Annotated in this window: 21 protein-coding genes and 1 pseudogene; 2 read left to right on the top strand and 20 right to left on the bottom strand. The window is 69.7% G+C overall.

What is annotated here, in order from left to right:
• The 14 genes from nuoN to GWI24_RS16530 all read right to left on the bottom strand — a co-directional run.
• Positions 1 to 1,607 (bottom strand): NADH-quinone oxidoreductase subunit NuoN (gene nuoN / locus GWI24_RS16595; RefSeq protein ID WP_210946729.1); only part of this gene is annotated, 1,607 nt, incomplete at its 3' end.
• Positions 1,604 to 3,268 (bottom strand): NADH-quinone oxidoreductase subunit M, encoded by a 1,665-nt coding sequence (locus tag GWI24_RS16590; RefSeq protein ID WP_210946728.1) that lies wholly within the window; start codon positions 3,266 to 3,268, stop codon positions 1,604 to 1,606. The genes GWI24_RS16590 and nuoN, both read right to left, overlap by 4 nt.
• Positions 3,269 to 3,271: 3 nt before the next feature.
• Positions 3,272 to 5,212 carry an NADH-quinone oxidoreductase subunit L gene (gene nuoL, locus GWI24_RS16585; protein WP_210946727.1) on the bottom strand — a complete coding sequence of 647 codons (1,941 nt, stop codon included), beginning with the start codon at positions 5,210 to 5,212 and terminating at the stop codon, positions 3,272 to 3,274.
• 16 nt (positions 5,213 to 5,228) lie between these two features.
• Positions 5,229 to 5,528: an NADH-quinone oxidoreductase subunit NuoK gene (nuoK, locus tag GWI24_RS16580; RefSeq protein WP_046084223.1), complete on the bottom strand. Its 300-nt coding sequence runs from the start codon at positions 5,526 to 5,528 to the stop codon at positions 5,229 to 5,231.
• A complete protein-coding gene (locus tag GWI24_RS16575; RefSeq protein ID WP_210946726.1) occupies positions 5,525 to 6,448 on the bottom strand; it encodes an NADH-quinone oxidoreductase subunit J in 924 nt (307 codons plus the stop codon). Before GWI24_RS16575 ends, nuoK begins: the two co-directional genes overlap by 4 nt.
• Positions 6,445 to 7,059 (bottom strand): NADH-quinone oxidoreductase subunit NuoI, encoded by a 615-nt coding sequence (gene nuoI, locus GWI24_RS16570; protein ID WP_308343681.1) that lies wholly within the window; start codon positions 7,057 to 7,059, stop codon positions 6,445 to 6,447. Before nuoI ends, GWI24_RS16575 begins: the two co-directional genes overlap by 4 nt.
• Positions 7,052 to 8,377, bottom strand: a complete 1,326-nt coding sequence (nuoH, locus tag GWI24_RS16565; protein ID WP_214665101.1) for an NADH-quinone oxidoreductase subunit NuoH — start codon at positions 8,375 to 8,377, stop codon at positions 7,052 to 7,054. Before nuoH ends, nuoI begins: the two co-directional genes overlap by 8 nt.
• Positions 8,378 to 8,403: 26 nt before the next feature.
• Positions 8,404 to 10,893, bottom strand: a complete 2,490-nt coding sequence (locus GWI24_RS16560) for an NADH-quinone oxidoreductase subunit G (RefSeq protein WP_210946724.1) — start codon at positions 10,891 to 10,893, stop codon at positions 8,404 to 8,406.
• Complete coding sequence (gene nuoF, locus GWI24_RS16555) at positions 10,890 to 12,272, bottom strand: NADH-quinone oxidoreductase subunit NuoF (RefSeq protein WP_210946723.1); 1,383 nt, start codon at positions 12,270 to 12,272, stop codon at positions 10,890 to 10,892. The genes GWI24_RS16560 and nuoF overlap by 4 nt, the downstream gene beginning before the upstream one ends.
• Positions 12,272 to 13,081 carry an NADH-quinone oxidoreductase subunit NuoE gene (gene nuoE / locus GWI24_RS16550; protein ID WP_210946731.1) on the bottom strand — a complete coding sequence of 270 codons (810 nt, stop codon included), beginning with the start codon at positions 13,079 to 13,081 and terminating at the stop codon, positions 12,272 to 12,274. The genes nuoF and nuoE overlap by 1 nt, the downstream gene beginning before the upstream one ends.
• A 17-nt stretch (positions 13,082 to 13,098) precedes the next feature.
• A complete protein-coding gene (locus GWI24_RS16545) occupies positions 13,099 to 14,433 on the bottom strand; it encodes an NADH-quinone oxidoreductase subunit D (RefSeq protein ID WP_210946722.1) in 1,335 nt (444 codons plus the stop codon).
• Positions 14,433 to 15,176 carry an NADH-quinone oxidoreductase subunit C gene (locus tag GWI24_RS16540; RefSeq protein ID WP_210946721.1) on the bottom strand — a complete coding sequence of 248 codons (744 nt, stop codon included), beginning with the start codon at positions 15,174 to 15,176 and terminating at the stop codon, positions 14,433 to 14,435. Before GWI24_RS16540 ends, GWI24_RS16545 begins: the two co-directional genes overlap by 1 nt.
• A complete protein-coding gene (locus GWI24_RS16535) occupies positions 15,173 to 15,727 on the bottom strand; it encodes an NADH-quinone oxidoreductase subunit B family protein (RefSeq protein ID WP_020869380.1) in 555 nt (184 codons plus the stop codon). Before GWI24_RS16535 ends, GWI24_RS16540 begins: the two co-directional genes overlap by 4 nt.
• Positions 15,728 to 15,759: 32 nt before the next feature.
• On the bottom strand, positions 15,760 to 16,119 hold the full coding sequence (locus GWI24_RS16530) for an NADH-quinone oxidoreductase subunit A (RefSeq protein WP_020869381.1): 360 nt from the start codon (positions 16,117 to 16,119) through the stop codon (positions 15,760 to 15,762).
• Between the two features lie 712 nt (positions 16,120 to 16,831).
• Here GWI24_RS16530 and GWI24_RS16525 point away from each other — a divergent pair.
• Positions 16,832 to 17,647 (top strand): C40 family peptidase, encoded by an 816-nt coding sequence (locus tag GWI24_RS16525; RefSeq protein ID WP_138914458.1) that lies wholly within the window; start codon positions 16,832 to 16,834, stop codon positions 17,645 to 17,647.
• 83 nt (positions 17,648 to 17,730) lie between these two features.
• Here the strand turns inward: GWI24_RS16525 and GWI24_RS16520 are convergent, their stop codons facing one another.
• Positions 17,731 to 18,150 (bottom strand): CBS domain-containing protein, encoded by a 420-nt coding sequence (locus tag GWI24_RS16520; RefSeq protein WP_210946720.1) that lies wholly within the window; start codon positions 18,148 to 18,150, stop codon positions 17,731 to 17,733.
• A 270-nt stretch (positions 18,151 to 18,420) separates the two neighbouring features.
• On the opposite strand from GWI24_RS16520, the gene GWI24_RS16515 reads away from it, so the two are divergent.
• Positions 18,421 to 19,203, top strand: coding sequence for a VOC family protein (locus GWI24_RS16515; protein WP_210946719.1), 783 nt, complete (start codon positions 18,421 to 18,423; stop codon positions 19,201 to 19,203).
• Positions 19,204 to 19,373: 170 nt separating this feature from the next.
• Here GWI24_RS16515 and GWI24_RS16510 read toward each other — a convergent pair whose 3' ends face one another.
• The 5 genes and pseudogenes from GWI24_RS16510 to GWI24_RS16490 all read right to left on the bottom strand — a co-directional run.
• Entirely contained in the window at positions 19,374 to 20,684 is a 1,311-nt protein-coding gene (locus tag GWI24_RS16510) for a geranylgeranyl reductase family protein (protein ID WP_308343678.1), read from the bottom strand.
• Positions 20,685 to 20,884: 200 nt separating this feature from the next.
• A complete protein-coding gene (locus tag GWI24_RS16505; RefSeq protein WP_210946718.1) occupies positions 20,885 to 21,577 on the bottom strand; it encodes a demethylmenaquinone methyltransferase in 693 nt (230 codons plus the stop codon).
• Positions 21,578 to 21,631: 54 nt separating this feature from the next.
• Positions 21,632 to 22,081, bottom strand: coding sequence for a hypothetical protein (locus GWI24_RS16500; RefSeq protein ID WP_210946717.1), 450 nt, complete (start codon positions 22,079 to 22,081; stop codon positions 21,632 to 21,634).
• Positions 22,081 to 23,280 (bottom strand): cyclic dehypoxanthinyl futalosine synthase, encoded by a 1,200-nt coding sequence (gene mqnC, locus GWI24_RS16495; protein WP_210946716.1) that lies wholly within the window; start codon positions 23,278 to 23,280, stop codon positions 22,081 to 22,083. The genes GWI24_RS16500 and mqnC overlap by 1 nt, the downstream gene beginning before the upstream one ends.
• A gap of 125 nt (positions 23,281 to 23,405) precedes the next feature.
• Positions 23,406 to 23,964, bottom strand: a pseudogene (locus tag GWI24_RS16490) (serine/threonine protein kinase); the annotation flags it as partial.

The raw sequence follows: 23,964 nt of genomic DNA, 5'->3' as shown, positions 1-23,964 counted from the left end.
TGCGGGGCGACGCCCAGGACGAGCGTGACCGCCACGCCGATCGCGATGGCCGACGAGGTCAGCGGGCTCGGCACGGCCACGGACGGGCCGTCCGTGCGCGGCTCGCTGAAGAACATCAGCACGATCACCCGGATGTAGAAGAACGCGGCGACCGCCGAGGAGATCACACCGATCACCACCAGCGCGCCCGCCCCACCATCTGCCGCCGCCTTGAAGACCGCGAACTTCCCGGCGAAGCCGCTGGTCAGCGGGATACCGGCGAAGGCCAGCAGGAAGACCGCGAAAACGGCGGCCACCAGGGGCGAACGGCGGCCGAGACCGGCCCACTTGGACAGGTGGGTGGCCTCGCCGCCCGCGTCCCGCACCAGGGTGACCACCGCGAAGGCGCCGAGGGTCACGAAGGAGTACGCGGCGAGGTAGAAGAGGACGGAGGAGATGCCGTCGGGCGTGGTGGCGATGACACCGGCCAGGATGAACCCGGCGTGGGCGATCGAGGAGTACGCCAGCAGCCGCTTCACATCGGTCTGGGTGACGGCCACGATCGCGCCGCCCAGCATGGTGACGATGGCGACGCCCCACATCACCGGCCGCCAGTCCCAGCGCAGCCCGGGCAGTACGACGTACAGCAGCCGCAGCAGCGCGCCGAAGGCCGCGACCTTGGTGGCCGCCGCCATGAAGCCGGTCACCGGGGTCGGGGCGCCCTGGTAGACGTCGGGGGTCCACATGTGGAACGGCACGGCACCGATCTTGAACAGCAGCCCCACCAGCACCATCGCCCCGCCGATCAGCAGCAGCGCGTCATTGCCCATGGTCCCGGCGAGCGCCGGGGTGACGTTCCTGACCTGGCCGTCGACGACGTCCGCGATCCCGGAGTAGGAGACCGTGCCCGCGTAGCCGTACAGCAGGGCGATGCCGAAGAGCAGGAACGCCGAGGAGAAGGCGCCCAGCAGGAAGTACTTGACCGCGGCCTCCTGCGACAGCGCGCGATGGCGCCGGGCCAGCGCGCACAGGATGTACAGCGGCAGGGAGAAGACCTCCAGCGCCACGAAGAGCGTCAGCAGATCGTTGGCGGACGGGAAGACCAGCATGCCGCCGACCGCGAAGAGGACCAGCGGAAAGACCTCGGTGGTGGTGAACCCCGCCTTGACGGCGGCCTTTTCGGTGTCGCCACCGGGCACGGCGGCGGCCTGGGCCGCGAAGGAGTCGACGCGGTTGCCGTGCACCACCGGATCCAGCCGCCGCTCGGCGAAGGTGAACACCGCCACCAGCGCCACCAGGAGAATGGTCCCCTGCAGGAAGAGCGCCGGTCCGTCGACCGCGATCGCGCCCATGGCCGCGACACGGGCCTTGCTGGTGCCGTAGTCACCGGCGGCGAGGCCGATCACGGCGGCGAAGGCCGCGGCCAGGGCGACCACGGAGACGAACAGCTGCGCCATGTAGCGCTGGCGGCGCGGAAGGAACGCCTCGATCAGGACGCCGACGATCGCGGCGCCGAGCACGATCAGCGTGGGCGCCAGCTGGCCGTACTCTATATCGGGCGACGGGATCTTGTCGGGCGCCGCCGCCGCTGTTGTCCACAGGCTGTGGACAGTGGCCGCGTGGGTCACTTGGCACCTCCGGAAGCACCGTCGTGGGAAGCACCGTCGGACTTCGGGCTGTAGCTGAACCAGCCCGCGTCGGTGACGGGGTGATCGGGCTTGGGATCCTTCTTGTCCACCACGGACATCGTGTGGTCGACCGCCGGGTTGACGATGTCGGCCAGCGGCTTCGGATAGACCCCGAGGAAGATCAGCAGCGCGATGAGCGGGGCCACGACGACCAGCTCACGCACCCGCAGATCGGGCATGGACCGCACCTCGGCCTTCACCGGACCGGTCATGGTGCGCTGGTAGAGGATCAGAACGTAGAGCGCCGCCAGCACTATTCCGACGGTCGCGATCACGCCGAGTGCCGGATAGCGGCTGAACGTGCCGACCAGGACCAGGAATTCGCTGATGAACGGCGCGAGCCCGGGCAGCGAGAGGGTGGCGAGCCCGCCGATCAGGAAGGTGCCGGCGAGCACCGGGGCCACCTTCTGCACCCCGCCGTAGTCGGCGATGAGCCGCGAACCGCGCCGGGTGATCAGGAACCCGGCCACCAGCATCAGCGCGGCGGTGGAGATGCCGTGGTTGACCATGTAAAGGGTGGCGCCGCCCTGGCCCTGGGTGGTCATCGCGAAGATGCCCAGGATGATGAAGCCGAAGTGGGAGATCGAGGCGTAGGCGATCAGCCGCTTGATGTCCCGCTGGCCGATCGCCAGCAGCGCCCCGTAGATGATGCTGATGAGCGCCAGGATCATGATCGCCGGGGTGGCCCACTTGCTGGCCTCCGGGAAGAGCTGGAGGCAGAAGCGGAGCATCGCGAAGGTGCCGACCTTGTCGACCACCGCGGTGATCAGCACGGCGACCGGGGCGGTGGACTCCCCCATCGCGTTGGGCAGCCAGGTGTGCAGCGGCCACAGCGGCGCCTTCACCGCGAAGGCGAAGAAGAAGCCGAGGAAGAGCAGCCGCTCGGTGCCGGACGCCATGTCCAGATGGCCGCCCGCCCGCGCCTGGACGATCTCCTGGAGCGAGAAGGTGCCGGTGCCGAGCTGATCGGCGGTGACCGCGTACAGACCGACCACCGCGGCCAGCATGATCAGCCCGCCCGCCAGGTTGTAGAGCAGGAACTTCACCGCGGCGTAGGAGCGCTGAGTGGCCGTCTCCTCCTCGGAGCGGCCACCGGCCCGGTCCCCGAAGCCCCCGATGAGGAAGTACATCGGGATCAGCATGGCCTCGAAGAAGATGTAGAAGAGGAAGACGTCGGTGGCCTCGAAGGAGATCACCACCATCGCCTCGACCATCAGGATCAGCGCGAAGAAGCCCTGGGTGGGCCGCCAGCGGCGGTTGGGGCGGGCGCCTTCCAGCGGATCGGCGTCATGCCAGCCCGCCAGGATGATGAAGGGGATGAGCACGGCGGTGAGCGCGATCAGCGCGACCGCGATCCCGTCCACGCCCAGTTCGTAGCGGACGCCGAAGTCCTTGATCCAGGCGTGGGATTCGGTGAGCTGGAAGCGGGCGCCGCCGGGGTCGAAGCGGACCAGCACGACCGCCGCGAGGGCGAGGGTGACCAGGGAGAAACCCAGCGCCACCCACTTGGCGGCGGCGCGCTGGGCGGCGGGCACGGCGGCGGTGACAACCGCGCCGAGCGCGGGCATCACGGCCGTGGCCGTCAGCAGGGGAAATGACATGACTCAGACCGCCCTCATCAGCAGGGTCGCGGCGATGAGCACCGCCGTACCGCCGAACATCGAGACCGCGTACGTACGGGCATAGCCGTTCTGCAGCTTTCGCAGCCGGCCGGAGAGCCCGCCGACCGAGGCCGCGGTGCCGTTGACCACCCCGTCGACCAGCTTGTGGTCGACATAGACCAGACCGCGGGTCAGATACTGGCCTGGTTTGACGAGCGCGACATGGTTGAAGTCGTCCTGCAGCAGATCGCGCCGGGCGGCCCGGGTGAGCAGGGATCCGCGGGGGGCGGTGCGCGGCACCGGACGGCGTCCGTACTGCGCCCAGGCGAGGGCGACACCGATCGCCAGCACCACCATCGTCCCGGCGGTGACCGCCGCGGCGCTGAGCGGGGAATCGCCGTGGCTGTGGCCGGTGACCGGCTCCAGCCACTTCAGGAACGCGTCGTTGACGCTGAACAGCCCGCCCGCGAAGACCGATCCCACGGCCAGGACGATCATGGGGATGGTCATGGACGAGGGCGACTCGTGCGGATGCGGTTCGGCGTGCGCCCCGGCCGACTCGGCGGCGGGCTCGGCGCTGGGCTCCTCGGGCGAGGGCGTGGTGCCCCAGCGCTTCTCGCCGAAGAAGGTCAGCAGCATCACCCGCGTCATGTAGTACGCGGTGATGGCCGCGCCCAGCAGGGCCGCGCCGCCGAGGATCCAGCCCTCGGTGCCGCCCTTGGCGAACGCCGCCTCGATGATCTTGTCCTTGGACCAGAAGCCGGACAGCCCGGGGAAGCCGATGATCGCGAGATAGCCGAGCCCGAAGGTGATGAAGGTGACCGGCATGTACTTCCGCAGACCGCCGTACTTGCGCATGTCGACCTCGTCGTTCATGGCGTGCATGACCGAACCGGCCCCGAGGAAGAGCCCCGCCTTGAAGAAGCCGTGGGTCACCAGGTGCATGATCGCGAAGACATAGCCGATCGGGCCGAGCCCGGCGGCCAGGATCATGTAGCCGATCTGCGACATGGTGGACCCGGCCAGGGCCTTCTTGATGTCGTCCTTGGCACAACCGACGATCGCACCGAACAGGAGCGTGACCGCGCCGACCGCGACCACCGCGGCCTGGGCGTCCGGCGCGGCGTTGAAGATCGCGCCGGAGCGGGTGATCAGATACACGCCCGCGGTCACCATGGTCGCCGCGTGGATCAGGGCCGAGACCGGGGTCGGGCCCTCCATCGCGTCTCCGAGCCAGGACTGCAGCGGCACCTGGGCCGACTTGCCGCAGGCCGCGAGCAGCAGCATCAGCCCGATCGCGGTGAGCTTGCCCTCGCTCGCGTGGTCCGCGTTCGTCAGCACCGGGGCGAACGTGAAGGTCCCGAACGTCGTGAACATCAGCATGATCGCGATCGACAGGCCGACGTCGCCGACGCGGTTGACGATGAACGCCTTCTTCGCCGCCGTGGCCGCGCTGGGCTTGTGCTGCCAGAAGCCGATGAGCAGGTACGAGGCGAGGCCGACGCCCTCCCAGCCGACGTACAGCAGCAGGTAGTTGTCGGCGAGGACGAGCAGCAGCATCGCCGCGAGGAAGAGATTGAGATAGCCGAAGAAGCGGCGGCGGCGCTCGTCGTGCTCCATATAGCCGATCGAGTAGATGTGGATCAGCGTGCCCACACCGGTGATCAGCAGGACGAAGGTCATGGACAGCTGGTCGAGCTGGAAGGCGACGTCCGCGCGGAAGCCGCCCACCGGGATCCAGCTGAAGACCTTGCTGTGCAGGGCCCGGTCGTGCTCGCCGCGGCCGAGCATGTCGGCGAAGAGCACCGCGCCGATGACGAAGGAGGCGGCGGCGAGCACCGTGCCGATGTAGTGGCCCTTGCCGTCCAGCCGCCGCCCTCCGCACAGCAGCAGGGCCGCGCCGAGCAGCGGGACCGCGACAAGCAATCCGATGAGGTTCTCCACTTGAACGCGACCCCTTCTAGAGCTTCATCAGGCTGGCGTCGTCGACCGAGGCCGAGTGGCGGGAGCGGAAGATGGTCACGATGATCGCGAGACCGACCACAACCTCCGCCGCGGCCACGACCATCGTGAAGAAGGCGATGATCTGGCCGTCGAGATTGCCGTGCAGCCGGGAGAAGGTGACGAACGCCAGGTTGCACGCGTTCAGCATCAGCTCGACGCACATGAAGAGGACGATCGCGTTCCGCCTGATGACGACGCCGGCCGCACCAATGGTGAACAACAGGGCGGCCAGGTAGAGGTAGTTGACCGGATTCACTTGGCGACTCCCCTCGGGTTCGGCGCACTGCCCGCGTTCTCGCCGTTTTCACCGTTCTCGCCGTTCTCGGAAGTGGCTGACTCCCCGGCGTTCCCGGACGGCTTGCCGGTCTCGTTCTTCCGGCCCAGCCAGCGCTGCGAGCGCTGCTCCAGCGCCGCCAGCTCGGCCAGCGCCTCGCTGGAGACGTCGCGGATCTGGCCGCGGCCGCGCAGCGTGGCGTTGACGGTGAGGTCGGACGGGGTGCCGTCGGGCAGCAGACCGGGGATGTCCACCGCGTTGTGCCGCGCGTACACACCGGGCGCCGGCAGCGGCGGCACGTTCCGGCCGGTGCGCACCCGCGCCTCGGACTGCTCGCGCTGGGTGCGGGCCCGCTCGGTGCGCTCGCGGTGGGTCAGCACCATCGCGCCGACCGCCGCGGTGATCAGCAGCGCGCCGGTGATTTCGAAGGCGAAGACGTACTTGGTGAAGATCAGCGACGCCAGGCCCTCCACATTGCCGCCGGAGTTGGCCTGGCCCAGGCCGGTCCACGTCTTCAGCGAGGCGTTCCCGATCCCGGCGCACAGCAGGATGCCGAAGCCGATCCCGCAGAGGGCGGCGAGCCAGCGCTGCCCCTTCAGGGTCTCCTTGAGGGAGTCGGCGGCGGTGACACCGACCAGCATCACCACGAAGAGGAAGAGCATCATGATCGCGCCGGTGTAGACGACGATCTGGACGACGCCCAGGAAGTACGCGCCGTTGGCGAGGTAGAAGACCGCCAGGACGATCATGGTGCCCGCCAGGCACAGGGCGCTGTGCACGGCCTTGCGCATCAGGATCGTGCACAGCGCGCCGATCACGGCGACGGTGCCGAGCACCCAGAACTGGAGGGCCTCACCGGTGGAGGTGGTGGAGGCCGCCGCGGCCAGAGCGCCGCCGCTCATCCCTGCACCCCCTGCTGCCGATCCTGCGACTCCTCGTTCCCCGCGGCCTGGTCGGACAGGGTCTCGCCCTTGCTGGCCGCCACCTGCCGGGTGGTGCCGGGCGCGGCCTCGGTCACCAGGCCCCGGTAGTAGTCCTGCTCGTCGGTGCCGGGGTAGATGGCGTGCGGGGAGTCGACCATCCCGTCCTCGAGGCCCGCGAGCAGCTCCTCCTTGGTGTAGATGAGCGATTCGCGGGTGCGGTCGGCGAGCTCGTACTCATTGGTCATGGTGAGCGCCCTGGTGGGGCACGCCTCGACGCACAGGCCGCACAGGATGCAGCGCAGATAGTTGATCTGGTAGACGCGGCCGTAGCGCTCGCCCGGGGAGTAGCGCTCCTCGTCGGTGTTGTCCGCGCCCTCCACATAGATCGCGTCGGCGGGGCAGGCCCAGGCGCACAGCTCGCAGCCGATGCACTTCTCCAGCCCGTCCGGGTGCCGGTTGAGCTGGTGGCGTCCGTGGAAGCGGGGCGCGGTGGGCTTCTTCACCTCTGGGTACTGTTCGGTGAGCCGCTTCTTGAACATGGCCTTGAAGGTCACGCCGAAGCCGGCCACCGGATTCTGGAAGTCAGACACCGTCGGCCTCCTTTCCGTCACTGACAGTGTCGGGGCCACCACTGACAATCAACTCACGCTCGGTGCGCGGACGTCGGCGGGGGACTGGCGGCAAGGTCTGGCCGGGCAGCGGCGGCACCGGGAAACCTCCCGCCATCGGATCGAAGGCGGGCTCCGGTCCCTGTTCCGCTCCGGCCTCGGCCTGCGCCGAACGGTCGCGGAAGAAGTCGACCACGAAGGACAGCAGCAGCAGCGCGATCACCGCGCCGCCCACGTAGAGCACGATGTCCTGGTAGTCGTAGTTCTCGTTGCGCAGCGCCCGGACGGTGGCGACCAGCATCAGCCAGACCATCGAGATCGGGATGAGCACCTTCCAGCCCAGCTTCATGAACTGGTCGTAGCGGACGCGCGGCAGCGTGCCGCGCACCCAGATGAAGACGAACAGCGATGTCACGACCTTGCCGACGAACCACAGCAGCGGCCACCAGCCGTGGTTGGCGCCCTCCCAGAAGGTGCTGATCGGCCAGGGCGCCCGCCAGCCGCCGAGGAAGAGGGTGACGGCGACCATCGAGACGGTGACCATGTTGATGTACTCGGCGAGCATGAACATCGCGAACTTGATCGAGGAGTACTCGGTGTTGAAGCCGCCGACCAGGTCGCCCTCGGACTCCGGCATGTCGAACGGCGCCCGGTTGGTCTCACCGATCATCGAGACGATGTAGATGAGGAACGAGACCGGCAGCAGCACCGCGTACCAGCGGTCCTGCTGCGATTCGACGATCTGCGAGGTCGACATCGACCCGGAGTAGAGGAAGACGGCCGCGAAGGAGAGCCCCATCGCGATCTCGTAGCTGATCATCTGGGCGCAGGAGCGCAGGCCGCCCAGGAGCGGATACGTCGATCCGGAGGACCAGCCCGCCAGCACGATGCCGTAGATGCCGACCGAGGCGGTGGCGAGGATGTAGAGGACGGCGATCGGCAGATCGGTCAGCTGCATCGCGGTGCGGTGCCCGAAGACCGAGACCTCGCCGCCGGCCGGGCCGAACGGCATCACCGCGACCGCCATGAAGGCGGGGATGGCCGCGACGACCGGCGCCAGGACGTAGACCACCTTGTCCGCGCCCTTGACGACCACGTCCTCCTTGAGCATCAGCTTCACGCCGTCCGCGAGGGACTGCAGCATGCCCCAGGGGCCGTGGCGGTTGGGGCCGATGCGCAGTTGCATCCAGCCGACCACCTTGCGCTCCATGACGATGGAGATGAGCACCGTCACCATCAGGAAGGCGAAGCAGAAGACGGCCTTGATCACGATCAGCCACCACGGGTCGCGGCCGAACATCGACAGGTCCTCTGCGGCGAGAATCCTCACTGGGTCACCTCCGTCGCGGGGGCAGTGATCGTCACGACATCGCCGGGGCGGGCCCCCAGATCGCGCTGGACACCGCCGCCGACGGAGGCCAGCGGCAGCCAGACCACCCGGTCGGGCATCGCGGTGACGCTCAGCGGCAGCTGGACCGAACCGGCCGGGCCGGTGACGCGGACGAGCCGGCCGTCCTCGACCCCGGCCTCGTCCGCCGTGGCCGCCGACAGCCGGGCCACGGCCGCGTGGCGGGTCCCGGCCAGCGCCGGATCGCCGTCCTGGAGCCGGCCCTGGTCGAGCAGCAGCCGATGGCCGGCGAGCACCGCCTCGCCCTCGGCCGGCCGGGGCAGCGGACCGCCCGTCTCCAGCGAGGCGGTGGCGCGCGGGCCCTGCCAGGTGCCCAGCCGGGTCATCTCGGCGCGTACGGCCTCGACGTCCGGCAGGTCCAGGGGCGCGTCCAGCGCGTCGGCCAGCATGTGCAGCACCCGGGCGTCCGGGAGGGTGTGGCGGCGGGTCATCTGGTCGGGCTTGAGCGCGGCTTCGAACGGCCGGGCCCGGCCCTCCCAGTTGAGGAAGGTGCCGGACTTCTCGACGACCGCCGCGACCGGCAGCACCACATCGGCCCGCTCGGTGACCTCCGAGGGCCGCTGCTCCAGGCTGACCACGAAGTCCACCGCGTCCAGGGCCTCCAGGGCCCGCGCCGGATCGGGCAGATCGGCGACCTCGACGCCCGCGACCAGCAGCGCCCCGAGCCCGCCGACCGCCGCGGCCTCGATGATCTGGCCGGTGTCCCGGCCCACCTGATGCGGCAGGTCGACGGTGCCCCAGACGGAGGAGACCTCCTCGCGGGCCCGCGGGTCATGGGCCGGACGGCCACCGGGCAGCAGCCCGGGCAGCGCCCCCGCCTCGATCGCGCCCCGCTCCCCCGCCCGGCGCGGAATCCAGGCGAGCGTGGCGCCGGTGGCGGCGGCGGCCCGTACGGCGGCGGTGAGCCCGCCCGCCACGGACGCCAGCCGCTCGCCCACGATGATCACCGCGCCCTCTTCGCGCAGCGCCTCGGCGGCCCGCTCGCCGCCCGCGTCCAGACCGGTGCGGCCGGCGATGGCGTCCAGCCACTCGGTCTCGGTACCGGGGGCGGCCGGCAGCAGGGTACCGCCCGCCTTCTCAAGGCCCCGGGTGGCGTGGGTGGCCAGCGAGAAGGTGCGCTGTCCGTGCTTGCGGTGCGCCTTGCGCAGCCGCAGGAACACGCCGGGCGACTCCTCCTCGGCCTCGAAGCCGACCAGCAGCACGGCCGGGGCCTTCTCCAGCGCGGTGTAGGTGAGTCCGCCGCCGTCCAGGTCACGCCCCCGGCCCGCGATGTGGGTGGCCAGGAAGTCGGCCTCCTCATCGCTGTGGAGACGGGCCCGGAAATCGATGTCGTTGGTGTCCAGAGCGAGCCGCGCGAACTTCGCGTAGGCGTAGGCGTCCTCGACGGTCAGCCGGCCGCCGGTGAGCACGCCGGTGCGGCCGCGCGCCATGCTGAGCCCCTCGGCCGCCGCGTCCAGCGCCTCGGGCCAGCTCACCGGCTCCAGCTTCCCCGTCTCGCGGTCGCGCACCAGCGGGGTGGTGAGCCGCTCCGGCAGCTGGGCGTAGCGGAAGCCGAAGCGCCCCTTGTCGCAGATCCACTCCTCGTTGACCTCGGGGTCGTCCGCCGCAAGCCGCCGCATGACCTTGCCGCGCCGGTGGTCGGTGCGGGTCGCGCAGCCCCCCGCGCAGTGCTCGCACACACTCGGCGAGGAGACCAGGTCGAAGGGGCGGGAGCGGAAGCGGTACGCCGCCGAAGTCAGGGCGCCCACCGGGCAGATCTGGATGGTGTTCCCGGAGAAGTACGACTCGAACGGGTCGCCCTCACCGGTGCCCACCTGCTGCAGCGCGCCCCGCTCCAGCAGCTCGATCATCGGGTCGCCCGCGATCTGGTTGGAGAAGCGGGTGCAGCGCGCGCACAGCACACAGCGCTCGCGGTCCAGCAGCACCTGGGCCGAGATCGGGACCGGCTTGGCGAACGTCCGCTTCTGCCCCTCGAACCGGCTGTCGGCCTGTCCGGCGCTCATCGCCTGGTTCTGGAGCGGGCATTCACCGCCCTTGTCGCAGACCGGGCAGTCCAGCGGGTGGTTGATCAGCAGCAGCTCCATCACCCCGCGCTGGGCCTTCTCGGCCACCGGCGAGGTGAGCTGCGTCTTGACCACCATCCCGTCGGTGCAGGTGATGGTGCAGGAGGCCATCGGCTTGCGCTGGCCCTCCACCTCGACGATGCACTGGCGGCAGGCGCCGGCCGGGTCGAGGAGCGGATGGTCGCAGAACCGCGGGATCTCGATGCCGAGCAGTTCGGCGGCGCGGATGACCAGCGTCCCCTTGGGAACGGAGATCTCGATCCCGTCGATGGTGACGGAGACCAGATCTTCTCGCGGCACCGCCGCCTCCCCGCCCGACGAGGGTGCGTTGGTGGTCACGGTCATGCGTTCACCCCCAGGTGAGTGGAGCGCGGCTGGTCGGCCCACACAGTGGACTTGGCCGGGTCGAACAGACAGCCTCCGCCGGTGATGTGCTGCTCGTACTCCTCGCGGAAGTACTTCAGCGAGGAGAAGATGGGGCTGGCCGCGCCGTCGCCGAGGGCGCAGAAGGACTTGCCGTTGATGTTGTCGGCGATGTCCGCCAGCTTGTCGAGGTCCTCCATGCGGCCCTTGCCGGCCTCGAGGTCGCGCAACAGCTGAACCAGCCAGTACGTGCCCTCGCGGCAGGGTGTGCACTTGCCGCAGGACTCATGCGCGTAGAACTCGGTCCACCGGGTCACGGCCCGCACCACGCAGGTGGTCTCGTCGAAGCACTGGAGCGCCTTGGTGCCCAGCATCGACCCGGCCGCGCCCACGCCCTCGTAGTCCAGCGGGACATCGAGGTGCTCATCGGTGAGCAGCGGGGTGGACGAGCCGCCCGGGGTCCAGAACTTCAGCCGGTGCCCTGGGCGCATCCCGCCGCTCATGTCGAGCAGCTGGCGCAGGGTGATCCCGAGCGGGCCCTCGTACTGTCCGGGGTTGGCCACATGGCCGGACAGCGAGTAGAGCGTGAAGCCCGGGGACTTCTCGCTGCCCATCGAACGGAACCATTCCTTGCCCTTGTTGAGGATCGCGGGAACCGAGGCGATGGATTCGACGTTATTGACAACAGTGGGGCACGCGTACAGACCGGCGACCGCGGGGAAGGGAGGCCGCAGCCGAGGCTGGCCGCGGCGGCCCTCCAGCGAGTCCAGCAGCGCGGTCTCCTCACCACAGATGTACGCACCGGCGCCCGCGTGCACGGTGATGTCGAGACCGGGCAGTCCGTCCACCCCCAGCTTCCGCCGCCGCTGTTCCGCGGTGCCGAGGTAGCCCTCCTCGTATGCCTCGCGCACGGCCTCGTGCAGCCGCCGCAGCACGGGGACGACCTCGCCGCGCAGATAGATGAAGGCGTGCTCGGAGCGGATGGCATGACAGGCGATGATCATGCCCTCGATGAGGGAGTGCGGATTGGCGTAGAGAAGGGGGATGTCCTTACAGGTGCCCGGTTCCGACTCATCGGCGTTGACGACGAGATAGTGCGGCTTGCCGTCGCCCTGCGGAATGAACTGCCACTTCATTCCGGTGGGGAAGCCGGCGCCGCCGCGGCCGCGCAGACCCGCCTCCTTCACCAGCGCGATCACCGCGTCGGGGTCCATCGCGAGGGCCTTGCGCATGCCCTCGTAGCCCTCGTGCCGCAGATAGGTGCGCAGGGACCAGGAGTTCGGCTGGTCCCAGAACGCGGAGAGCACGGGTGCCAGCAGCTTCTCGGGGCTGTGCCCATTGATCTCGGTTGTCACGGTCATCACTCCCCCTCCTCGGCGACCGGACCCGCCGGGTGGTGCGGATCCGAGGCGGAGGTCCGCTGCGGCGCGTCATGCGAGCTGGGATGCGTCGGCGGCGCCTCGTCCTGCGGGGCGTCGGCGGACCTCGGCGAGACGACCCGGCCGGGAGCGACCTCCCCCTTGGCCAGCCGCAGCCCGACCAGCGAGGCGGGCCCCGCGGAGCCACCGGCCTCGACGGCGCCCGGGCGGGCGTCGGGGAAGCCGGCCAGGATGCGGGCGGTCTCCTTGTAGGTGCACAGCGGCGCGCCCCGGGTCGGCTCGACGGTCCGGCCCGCCCGCAACTCGTCGACCAGCGCCTTGGCGGACTCGACGGTCTGGTTGTCGAAGAACTCCCAGTTGACCATCACCACGGGTGCGAAGTCGCAGGCCGCGTTGCACTCGATGTGCTCCAGGGTGACCTTGCCGTCCTCGGTGGTCTCCCCGTTGCCCACCCCCAGATGGCTCTGCAGCTCCTCGAAGATCGCGTCGCCGCCCATCACCGCGCACAGGGTGTTGGTGCACACCCCCACCTGGTAGTCGCCGGAGGGCTTGCGCCGGTACATCGTGTAGAAGGTGGCGACCGCGGTGACCTCGGCGGTGGTCAGGCCCAGCATCTCGGCGCAGAACCGCATGCCGGTACGGGTGACATGGCCCTCCTCGGACTGCACCAGGTGCAGCAGCGGCAGCAGTGCGCTGCGGCTGTCCGGGTAGCGGGCGATCACCTCCCGGGCGTCCGCCTCGAGCCGGGTGCGCACCTCGGCCGGGTAGTCGGGGGCCGGCAGCTCCGGCATCCCCAGCTGGACATCAGTCACCGGTCCACTCCTCCCATCACGGGGTCGATGGACGCGACAGCGACGATCACATCGGCGACCTGGCCGCCCTCGCACATCGCCGCCACGGCCTGCAGATTGGTGAAGGACGGGTCGCGGAAGTGGACGCGATACGGGCGGGTGCCGCCATCGCTGACCACATGGGCACCCAGTTCGCCCTTGGGCGACTCGATCGCCGCGTACGCCTGTCCGGGCGGGACCCGGAATCCCTCGGTCACCAGCTTGAAGTGGTGGATCAGGGCCTCCATGGAGGTGCCCATGATGTTCTTGATGTGGTCCAGGGAGTTGCCGAGGCCGTCCGGGCCGAGTGCGAGCTGTGCGGGCCAGGCGATCTTCTTGTCCGCGACCATCACCGGGCCCGGCTCCAGCCGCTCCAGGCACTGCTCGACGATCCGCAGCGACTGGCGCATCTCCTCCAGCCGGATCAGGAACCGGCCGTAGGCGTCGCAGGTCTCGGCGGTCGGCACCTCGAAGTCATAGGTGTCATAGCCGCAGTACGGATCGGTCTTGCGCAGATCGTGCGGCAGCCCGGTGGCCCGCAGTATCGGGCCGGTCACGCCGAGCGCCATGCAGCCGGCGAGGTCGAGGTAGCCCACGTCCTGGAGCCGGGCCTTGAAGATCGGGTTCCCGGTGGCGAGCTTGTCGTACTCGGGCAGGTTCTTCCGCATCGTCTTCAGGAGGGCCCGGATCTGGTCGACCGCCCCCGGCGGCAGGTCCTGGGCGAGCCCGCCGGGCCGGATGTACGCGTGGTTCATCCGCAGGCCGGTGATCAGCTCGAAGACGTCCAGGATCAGCTCGCGGTCCCGGAAGCCGTAGATCATGATCGTGGTCGCGCCGAGCTCCATACCGCCGGTGGCGATGGCCACCAGATGCGAGGAGAGCCGGTTGAGCTCCATCAGCAGCACCCGGATCACCGAGGCGCGGTCCGGGACCTGGTCCTCGATGCCGAGCAGCCTCTCGACGCCCAGGCAGTACGCCGCCTCGTTGTAGAAGGGCGTCAGATAGTCCATGCGCGTCACGAAGGTGGTGCCCTGCGTCCAGTTCCGGAATTCGAGGTTCTTCTCGATTCCGGTGTGCAGATAACCGATTCCGCAGCGGGCCTCGGTGACCGTCTCACCGTCGATCTCCAGGATCAGCCGGAGCACTCCATGGGTGGAGGGGTGCTGCGGACCCATGTTGACGATGATCCGCTCGTCGTCGGCCTTCGCCGCGGCGGCCACGACCTCGTCCCAGTCGCCGCCGGTGACGGTGTAGACGGTGCCTTCTGTTGTCTCGCGCGCCGAGGCCGAAGGCGTTGCGTGGGGGGCAGTCATCAGCTGTACGACCTCCGCTGGTCCGGAGCCGGGATCTGGGCGCCCTTGTACTCGACGGGGATGCCGCCGAGCGGGTAGTCCTTGCGTTGCGGGAAGCCCTGCCAGTCGTCGGGCATCATGATCCGCGTCAGCGCGGGATGACCGTCGAAGATCAGGCCGAAGAAGTCGTAGGTCTCGCGCTCATGCCAGTCGTTGGTCGGATAGACATCGACGATCGACGGGATGTGCGGGTCGGCATCCGGAGCGCTCACCTCCAGCCGGATCATCCGGCCATGGGTGATCGACCGCAGGTGGTAGACGGCGTGCAGCTCACGGCCCTTGTCGCCGGGGAAGTGGACTCCGCTGACGCCGGTGCACAGCTCGAAGCGGAGCGCCGGGTCGTCCCGCAGGGTCCGGGCGACCCGCGGGAGGTGCTCCCGGGCGATGTGGAAGGTCAGCTCACCGCGGTCCACGACGGTCTTCTCGATCGCGTTCTCCGGGAGCAGCGACTGCTCCTCGAGCGCGCCCTCGAGCTCGTCGGCGACCTGGTCGAACCAGCCCCCGTACGGCCGGGTGGCCTGGCCGGGCAGCCGTACGGGGCGCACCAGCCCGCCGTAGCCGGTGGTGTCGCCGCCGTTGTTGGCGCCGAACATCCCGCGCTGGACGCGGATGGGCTCGCCCTGGTCGCCGCGGCGGCCGGGGAGGTTCTCAGCGTTGAGGTCCTTGTCCGGGTTGACCCCGTTGGCCCCGTTGGCCTCGCTCACCGAAGCAGCCCCTTCATCTCGATCATCGGCAGCGCCTTCAGCGCCGCTTCCTCCGCCTCACGGGCCGCACGCTCGCGATTGACGCCGAGCTTCTCCTCGCGGATCTTCTCGTGCAGCTTGAGGATCGAGTCCATGAGCATCTCGGGCCGCGGCGGACAGCCGGGCAGATAGATGTCGACCGGGACGATGTGATCGACGCCCTGCACGATCGCGTAGTTGTTGAACATCCCCCCGGAGGAGGCGCAGACGCCCATGGAGATGACCCACTTAGGGTTCGGCATCTGGTCGTAGACCTGGCGCAGCACCGGGGCCATCTTCTGGCTGACGCGCCCGGCGACGATCATCAGATCCGCCTGGCGGGGCGAGCCGCGGAAGACCTCCATGCCGAAGCGCGCGAGGTCGTAGCGCCCCGCGCCGGTGGTCATCATTTCGATGGCGCAACAGGCCAGACCGAAGGTGGCCGGGAAGACGGAGGACTTACGGGCCAGCCCGGCGGCCTGTTCCACGGTGGTGAGCAGGAACCCACTCGGGAGCTTCTCTTCGATACCCATGCGATGTTTCCCCTATCTCCTCTAGAGCCCCTTTAGTCCCACTCCAGACCGCCACGCCGCCACACGTAGGCATAGGCGACGAAGACCGTGAGCACGAAGAGGAGCATCTCCACGAGCCCGAACAGGCCGAGGGCGTCGAAGGTGACGGCCCAGGGGTAGAGGAAGACGATCTCGATGTCGAAGACGATGAAGAGCATCGCCGTCAGGTAGTACTTGATGGGGAAGCGCCCACCGCCGGCCGGATGCGGAGTCGGCTCGATGCCGCACTCATAGGCTTCGAGCTTGGCCCGGTTGTAGCGCTTGGGGCCGATGATCGCGGCCATGAAAACCGAGAAGATCGCAAAACCTGCCCCGAGGGCTCCCAGTACGAGGATGGGCGCGTATGCGTTCACCGTCCTCGCTCCCTTCAGTCGACGATGACTGCTTGGCGGACCGCACGGACATGCCGCCACCCCACGAAGATCGCGCACATGTGAGGCAGTTCACAAGCCCGTTTCGCCTGCATCCTATGCCCGTCGGTCTGTGATCTGCGACACGGGGTACGACAACGTCTTTGTGATCTCCACCACCTGACGAAGGATCATGAAGTCGGATGAGCGGTGATCTTGTACATGAAGCATCCGAACGACCACGAGAGGTGACATTCAGAGACGTCATTACAGGTGAGCGCGTTGCGCCCCTACCAAGACATGGTACATACATGCAAATTTGCTCTGAACGACGTCAGCTGATAAGCGCCATCCATCCTCATGAGTGACCTTCGTCCCGGGACGATTGATCACGGGTTCGCGTACGTTCGCGATCACCGCTCCGCGCACGCGTTCACGAGCGGGTCGGAGCGAGTGAGGTATCCCACGCCCAGACGGGTTGTGGATCTAGATTTCACGGGAACCCTTTGTATGCGGGCGGCATCGGTGGTAGGTCCCGCGCTGTCCCGGTATGGCCGTCAAATGCCGTGCGTAGACACATGATCGCGAAATTCGGGCAAGGCGACCGAGTGGGCCATGGAGATCATTTGGCCCGGTTTTTGGGCGTGTGCACGTCAAATGTGGCGCACCCCACTTTTGTTGATCTGGGCCTTAGGGCCCTGGTAGCCAGTGACCTATGTCCCCAGTCGCACACATACCCAGCCACCGGAAGCCCCGCCGTGCCGCGTCGACGCGTGCGCTCCGCGCAGGGGTGACCGGTGGCTTCCTCACCCTCGCGGTGGCCGGTGCCGCCGTGCCCGCCTCCGCCACGGAGAACAACGCCGCTCCCGCCGAGTCCACGCTGGAGATGCCGACCGTCAGCGCCACGCTGGCGAGCACGGCCGCCCAGACCGCGGACGCCACCCAGCAGGCGGCGTCCGACTATGAGCTCCAGGCCCAGAAGGACCAGGCGGCCGCCCACGCGAAGATCGCCGCCAAGAAGGCCAAGGCGGAGGCCGACCGCAAGGCGAAGGAAGCCCGGGAGGCGGCTCGTAAGGCGGCCGCCAAGCGCGCGGCCGAGGCCAAGGCCCAGGCGGCGAAGGCGTCGCGCTCCGCCGAGCGCACCACGCTCTCCACCACCAGCGTCAGCAACGCCTCCGGCAATGCCGCGACCCTGATCAGCTTCCTCAAGGCGCAGCTGGGCAAGGCGTATGTGCTCGGCTCCAGCGGTCCGTCCTCCTACGACTGCTCCGGGCTGACCCAGGCCGCCTTCAAGCAGGTCGGCGTGAGCCTGCCGCGGGTCTCGCAGGACCAGTCCACCGCCGGCACCCCGGTCTCGCTGGACTCCCTCCAGCCGGGCGACCTGCTCTACTGGGGCAGCGCCGGCAGCGCTTACCACGTCGGCGTCTACGTCGGCGGCGGCAAGTTCATCGGCGCCCAGAACTCGAGCACCGGGATCGTCGAGCGCCCGCTGGACTACGACATGCCCACCGGGGCCGTGCGCGTCCTGTAAGACGCCCGCCGGTCATCCGTCGGTCAGTTTGGATCCTGGGGCCGCCGTCCCGCCGTGGACGGCGGCCCCACGTCCTTCCCTCCCTACTGCGCGTAGACCTTCTCCACGAACTCGCCGAGGAGGTCGTCGCTGAGGTGATGGGCCAGATCCGCCTCGGAGATCATTCCGACCAGCCGCTTGTTCTGGTCGATCACCGGAAGCCTGCGGATCTTGTGCTCCTCCATCTCCCGCAGGACGTCCCTGACATCGGCGTCCGCGGGAATCCAGCGCGGGGTGCCCTTGGTGAGCGCCCCGACGGGCGTCCCCGAAGGGTCGGCGCCCTCCGCGACGCATCCGATGACGATGTCGCGGTCGGTCACGATGCCGCACAGCCGCTCGTTGGCGTCGCTGACCGGGAGGGCCCCCACGCCCAGGTCCCGCATCAGCTGGGCGGCACGCAGCACCGTCTCGTTCTCCGGTACCCACTGCGCGCCCGGGTGCATGATGTCCGCTGCCTTCGTCATGGTGTACCTCCTGCCAGGCCCACCGGCGGTGGATCCGGCCCCGTGGGCCCCATCGGTCCGGCGTCGCCGCGGCTGGCGCACACGGCGCCCCCCTGCCTTCATTGTCACCACCGCCGCACGGCGACGTCATGTCGAGCCCGGCGGCGGCTGTCGGTACCCGGTGCCAGACTGAGTAACGAGGCAGTACCGGACAGAACGAGGCAATCTCCGGCAGAACACTCCTGCAGAACTCTCCTGCGCCTTCGCGCCCGACCGTCGAAGGAGCGCCCCATGCTCACCACCGATTACGTCCCCGGCGCCCCCAACTGGCTCGATCTGGGCGCCCCCGACACCGAAGCGGCCGTGGCGTTCTACGGCTCCCTGCTGGGCTGGCGCTTCGAGTCGGCAGGCCCCGACGCGGGCGGGTACGGCTTCTTCACCCTGGACCGGAAGACCGTCGCGGCCGTCGGGCCGCTCACCGAGGAGGGCGCGCGCTCCGCCTGGACGCCGTACTTCCACACCCCCGACGCCGAGGCCACCGCCAAGACCGTCGAGCAGGCGGGCGGCACGGTGCGGCTCGCTCCGTTCGACGTCTTCGAGGAAGGGCGGATGGCCCAGTTCACCGACCCCGGCGGCGCCCGCTTCGCCGTCTGGCAGCCCGGCAGGACGGCGGGGCTGGACGCGGTCACCGACCCCGGCACCCTGTGCTGGACCGAGCTGCACTCCCCCGATCCCGCGAAGGACCTCGCCTTCTACCGCAAGATCTTCGGCTGGGACACCGAGGAGATGTCCTTCCCCGGCGGGTCGTACACGGTGCTGATGACGTCCGGCGCCGGCCGGGAGGGCTCCTTCGGCGGCGTCGCCCAGCTTCAGGAGGGGCATTCGACACCGCCGCAGTGGCTGCCGTACTTCGAGGTGACGGACTGCGACGCGGTGGTCGGCAGGGCGCAGGACCTGGGCGGTTCGGTGCTGATGCCGGCCATGTCGGCCGAGGAGATCGGCCGGATGGCCTGGCTGACGGATGCGGGCCGGGCGCCGTTCGGCGTCATAGCGAGCGGCGGCCCGGGCGCCTGAGCGCTCCGCTGGAGTGCCGCAATACGTCTGGAAGTGCCGCGATGCGTTGTCGGTCGGCTGCGGCGCCGTCGTGGCTGGTCGCGCCCCGCGGCGGAGCCGCATATTGATACAGCCGCGCCCCTACGGGGCGCCGGCCGCCCTTCGGTCGAGCCGAGGCCCTTACGGGGCCGTCAGGCGCGCGGGGTCACCTTGGTGAGGCCGTTGATGATGCGGTCCATGGCGTCGCCGCCCGTCGGATCGGTCAGATTCGCCAGCAGCTTGAGCGTGAACCGCATCAGCATCGGATGCGTCAGCCCGCGCTGTGTCGCCAGCTTCATGACCTTCGGGTTGCCGATCAGCTTCACGAACGCCCGGCCCAGCGTGTAGTAGCCGCCGTAGGTGTCCTTGAGCACCTTCGGGTAGCGCTGGAGGGCCAGTTCGCGCTGGGGGGCGGTGGCGCGGGCATGGGCCTGGACGATCACATCCGCGGCGATCTGCCCGGATTCCATCGCATAGGCGATGCCCTCCCCGTTGAACGGGTTGACCATGCCGCCCGCGTCCCCGACGAGCAGCAGCCCGCAGGTGTAGTGCGGCTGACGGTTGAAGGCCATGGGGAGCGCGGCGCCGCGGATCGGGCCGGTCATGTTCTCCGGGGTGTAGCCCCAGTCCTCCGGCATCGAGGCGCACCACGCCTTGAGGACCTCGCGCCAGTCGAGTTCCTTGAAGGAGGACGAGGTGTTGAGGACGCCCAGGCCCACATTGCTCGTGCCGTCGCCCATGCCGAAGATCCAGCCGTAGCCGGGCAGCAGCCGGTCCTCCACACCGCGCCGGTCCCACAACTCCAGCCAGGACTCCAGGTAGTCGTCGTCATGGCGGGGCGAGGTGAAGTACGTCCGCACGGCCACGCCCATCGGGCGGTCCTCGCGCCGGTGCAGCCCCATGGCGAGCGAGAGCCGGGTCGAGTTGCCGTCGGCGGCGACCACCAGGGGCGCGTGGAAGGTGACGGGCGTCTTCTCCTCGCCCAGCTTGGCCTCGACCCCGGTGATCCGGCCGGTGCGCCCGTCGGTGATCGGGGCGCCCACAGTGCAGCGCTCGTACAGCCGGGCCCCGGCCTTCTGGGCCTGCCGCGCCAGCTGCTCGTCGAAGTCGTCGCGCTTACGGACCAGGCCGTAGTTGGGGTACGCGGCCAGCTCCGGCCAGTCGAGCTGGAGCCGCACCCCGCCGCCGAGGATCCGCAGGCCCCGGTTGCGCAGCCAGCCCGCCTCCTCGGAGATGTCGATGCCCATGGACACGAGCTGCTTGGTGGCGCGCGGGGTCAGGCCGTCACCGCACACCTTCTCGCGCGGAAAGGCCGTCTTCTCCAGCAGCAGCACATCCAGCCCCGCCTTGGCGAGGTAGTACGCGGTGGTGGAGCCGGCCGGTCCGGCGCCGACGACGATCACATCGGCGCTGCGCTCCGAGATCCCGGAGGACGCGCTCTCGGTGGGTGCGGTCTCGCTCACGCGGGGTCTCCCCAAGCCTCGGTAACGGCGTGCCGGTCGCGCCGGGCACTGGACAGCTGCAGTCTATGGGGGGCGATACTCCGGCACTCGCGAAGGGCCGTCCCCCGGCCCCATCCCCCGCGGACCGGCCCCGGGGCCCCCATGGCCGCCTTACGGATCGTACGGCCGCCTTACGGCTTGTGTCCCGGTTACCGGCCGCCTTACGGCTTGTACGCCCGGTGGAGGGCCACCACGCCGCCGGTGAGGTTGCGCCAGGCCGGGCGCTCCCAGCCCGCCGACCGCAGCCGGGCGGCGAGACCGGGCTGGTCCGGCCAGGCGCGGATGGACTCGGCGAGGTAGACATACGCGTCCGGGTTGCTGCTGACCGACGTCGCGATCGGCGGCAGCGCGCGCATCAGATACTCGGTGTAGAGCGTGCGGAACGGCTGCCATGTGGGGTGGCTGAACTCGCAGATGACGACCCGTCCGCCGGGCCGGGTCACCCGCAGCATCTCGCGCAGCGCCCCCTGCGTGTCCTGGACGTTCCGCAGCCCGAAGGAGATGGTGACGGCGTCGAAGACCCCGTCCGCGAAGGGCAGCCGGGTCGCGTCGCCCGCCGTCAGTGGCAGCCCCGGATGGCGCTTCTTGCCCTCGCGGAGCATCCCGAGCGAGAAGTCGCACGGCACCACGTACGCGCCCGCCTCCCGGAACGGCAGCGAGGACGTCCCCGTACCGGCGGCGAGGTCCAGCACCCGCTCACCGGCGCGCGCGTCCACGGCCCGGGCGACGGCCTTGCGCCACAGCCGGGCCTGCCCGAGCGACAGCACATCGTTGGTGAGGTCGTAATTGGCCGCCACGTCGTCGAACATGGCGGCGACTTCGTGCGGCTGCTTGTCCAGGGATGCTCGGCTCACGCCCCCATTGTTCACCTCGCGGGCCCCGCACATCCGCCCGGGGCTCGGCGTGCCTCAGCGGCGCCGGTGCACCAGCCGCCCGGCCACCACCGTGGCCAGGCAGGCGCCGTCCGCGTCGAAGACGGCCAGATCGGCGCGGCCCGCAGGGGCGAGGACGGGCGGGCGCGGCCGGTCCAGGACGGCGATGCCGCCCCGGTGGGCGGCCGCGCGCAGCTCGGCGTCGCCGAGGTGGTGGGCGAGGACGGCGGTCGCGCCCCGCCGCAGCAGGGCGTGGATCCGCTCCCGCGGGCTGGGCGCGTCCGGCACCGGGCCCTCGTGGACCAGGGCCGGGCCGAGCTCCCCGGGCCACTCCCGCACCCGGGCCCGCGGATAGGTCTCGCGCAGCTCCGCCAGGGGGCCGATGGCCGCGATGCGGTCGCCGTCGACCGCGACGGCGGCGTCGTGCAGCGGCGCCGCGTCGCCGGGGGTGACCCGGACGACGGGCGCCGCGTGGAGCGTGAGCATCAGGACGCCTGGATCACCGTCAGCTCGGGGTGGGCCGTGCCGCCGTCGATCGCCGTCGAGGACAGGTGCGAGACGACGTGGTCGTCGACCGGGTCGTTCGCCGGGTCGTCGTGCACCACGAGGTGCTCGTACGTCGTCGCGCGCTGCGCGGGGACCCGCCCGGCGGCGCGGATGAGGTGGAGCAGCTCCATCCGGTTGGACCGGTGGGGGGCGCCCGCCGAGGAGACCACGTTCTCCTCCAGCATCACCGAGCCCAGGTCGTCCGCCCCGTAGTGCAGGGCCAGCTGGCCGGCCTCCTTGCCGACGGTCAGCCAGGAACCCTGGATGTGGGCCACGTTGTCGAGGAACAGCCGCGCGATGGCGATCATCCGCAGGTACTCGAAGACGGTCGCCTGCGTACGGCCCTTCAGATGGTTGTTCTCGGGCTGGTAGGTGTACGGGATGAAGGCGCGGAAGCCGCCCGTCCGGTCCTGTACGTCGCGGATCATGCGGATGTGCTCGATCCGCTCGGCGTTGGTCTCGCCGGTGCCCATCAGCATGGTGGAGGTGGACTCCACACCGAGGTTGTGGGCGATCTCCATGATCTCCAGCCAGCGCTCACCGGACTCCTTCAGCGGCGCGATGGCCTTGCGCGGCCGCTCGGGCAGCAGCTCGGCGCCCGCGCCCGCGAAGGAGTCGAGACCGGCCGCGTGGATGCGGCGGATGGCCTCCTCGGCCGAGACGCCCGAGATCCGCGCCATGTGCTCGACCTCGGAGGCTCCCAGCGAGTGGATCACCAGCTGCGGGAACGCCTGCTTGATCGCCGAGAAGTGCTTCTCGTAGTACTCCACCCCGTAGTCCGGGTGGTGGCCGCCCTGGAACATGATCTGCGTGCCGCCCAGTTCGACGGTCTCCGCGCAGCGGCGCAGGATGTCGTCGAGGTCGCGGGTCCAGCCCTTCGCGGTGTCCTTCGGAGGGGCGTAGAAGGCGCAGAACTTGCACGCCGTCACGCAGACGTTGGTGTAGTTGATGTTCCGTTCGATGATGTATGTCGCGATGTGCTCGGTGCCCGCGTAGCGACGGCGGCGGACCGCGTCGGCCGCGGCCCCCAGCGCGTGCAGCGGAGCCGAGCGGTAAAGGTCGAGCGCCTCTTGTGGGGTGATCCGACCCCCGTCGGCGGCGCGGTCGAGGACTGCCTGCACCTCTGCGTTTGCGGTCACCGGGGCGTACCTTTCGGAGGTTTATGGGTGGACCGACCCAGAGTACGCCAGGGCCTGTACGCCTGTACGAGTACGTGTCAGGCACATCTGTAACCCGTGTACCCGCCGCACCCGTCGCTCCGCGCTCATCTGAGCCTGCGGAGGGTGCCTGTGGGATCGCCCGCCTGTTTGTCCTTCGCCTTGTAGCTGATCGTCCCGTCGGAGGTGAGGGTGAAGTGCTCGTCCGTCGAGGAGTCGCTGCACCCCTGCTGGGGCTCGGAGCCCTTGAGGCGCGCGTCGAGGTGGAGTTGTTTCGGGGCGGCCGAGACCAGCTTCCATGTGCTGTCGCAGCGCAGTACCGACAGCTTGACCCGGCCACTGGCGACGTCCTGCCCGGTGTGCCCCTGGCGGAAGGTGATGGTCAGGGTGCCCACCGGGATGCCCGAGTCGGAGGTCAGGTCGCCCTGCCAGGTGCCGATGAACCTCTTGGGCACATCGCCCTTTTCGGAGCCGGTGTCCCCGGCTCCCGGCTCCTGTTCCGTGGCGGACGGACGGGGTGTCCCGGCGTTCTGGTCGGCACTGTCGTCGGAGCCGCCGGGGAGCACCTGGAAGAGCACGGCGGCGGTCGTCGCGGCGGCCAGGGCACCCGCGACGGACAGCACCAGCGTGCAGCTCAGCGCCTTGGGGCGCTTCTTACCGCCGACG

This window comes from Streptomyces sp. MK37H (genome assembly GCF_018035285.1).
Classification (GTDB): domain Bacteria; phylum Actinomycetota; class Actinomycetes; order Streptomycetales; family Streptomycetaceae; genus Streptomyces; species Streptomyces endocoffeicus.
Note: the sequence above shows the minus strand (reverse complement) of the source record. Positions and strands in the feature narration are given on the sequence as shown.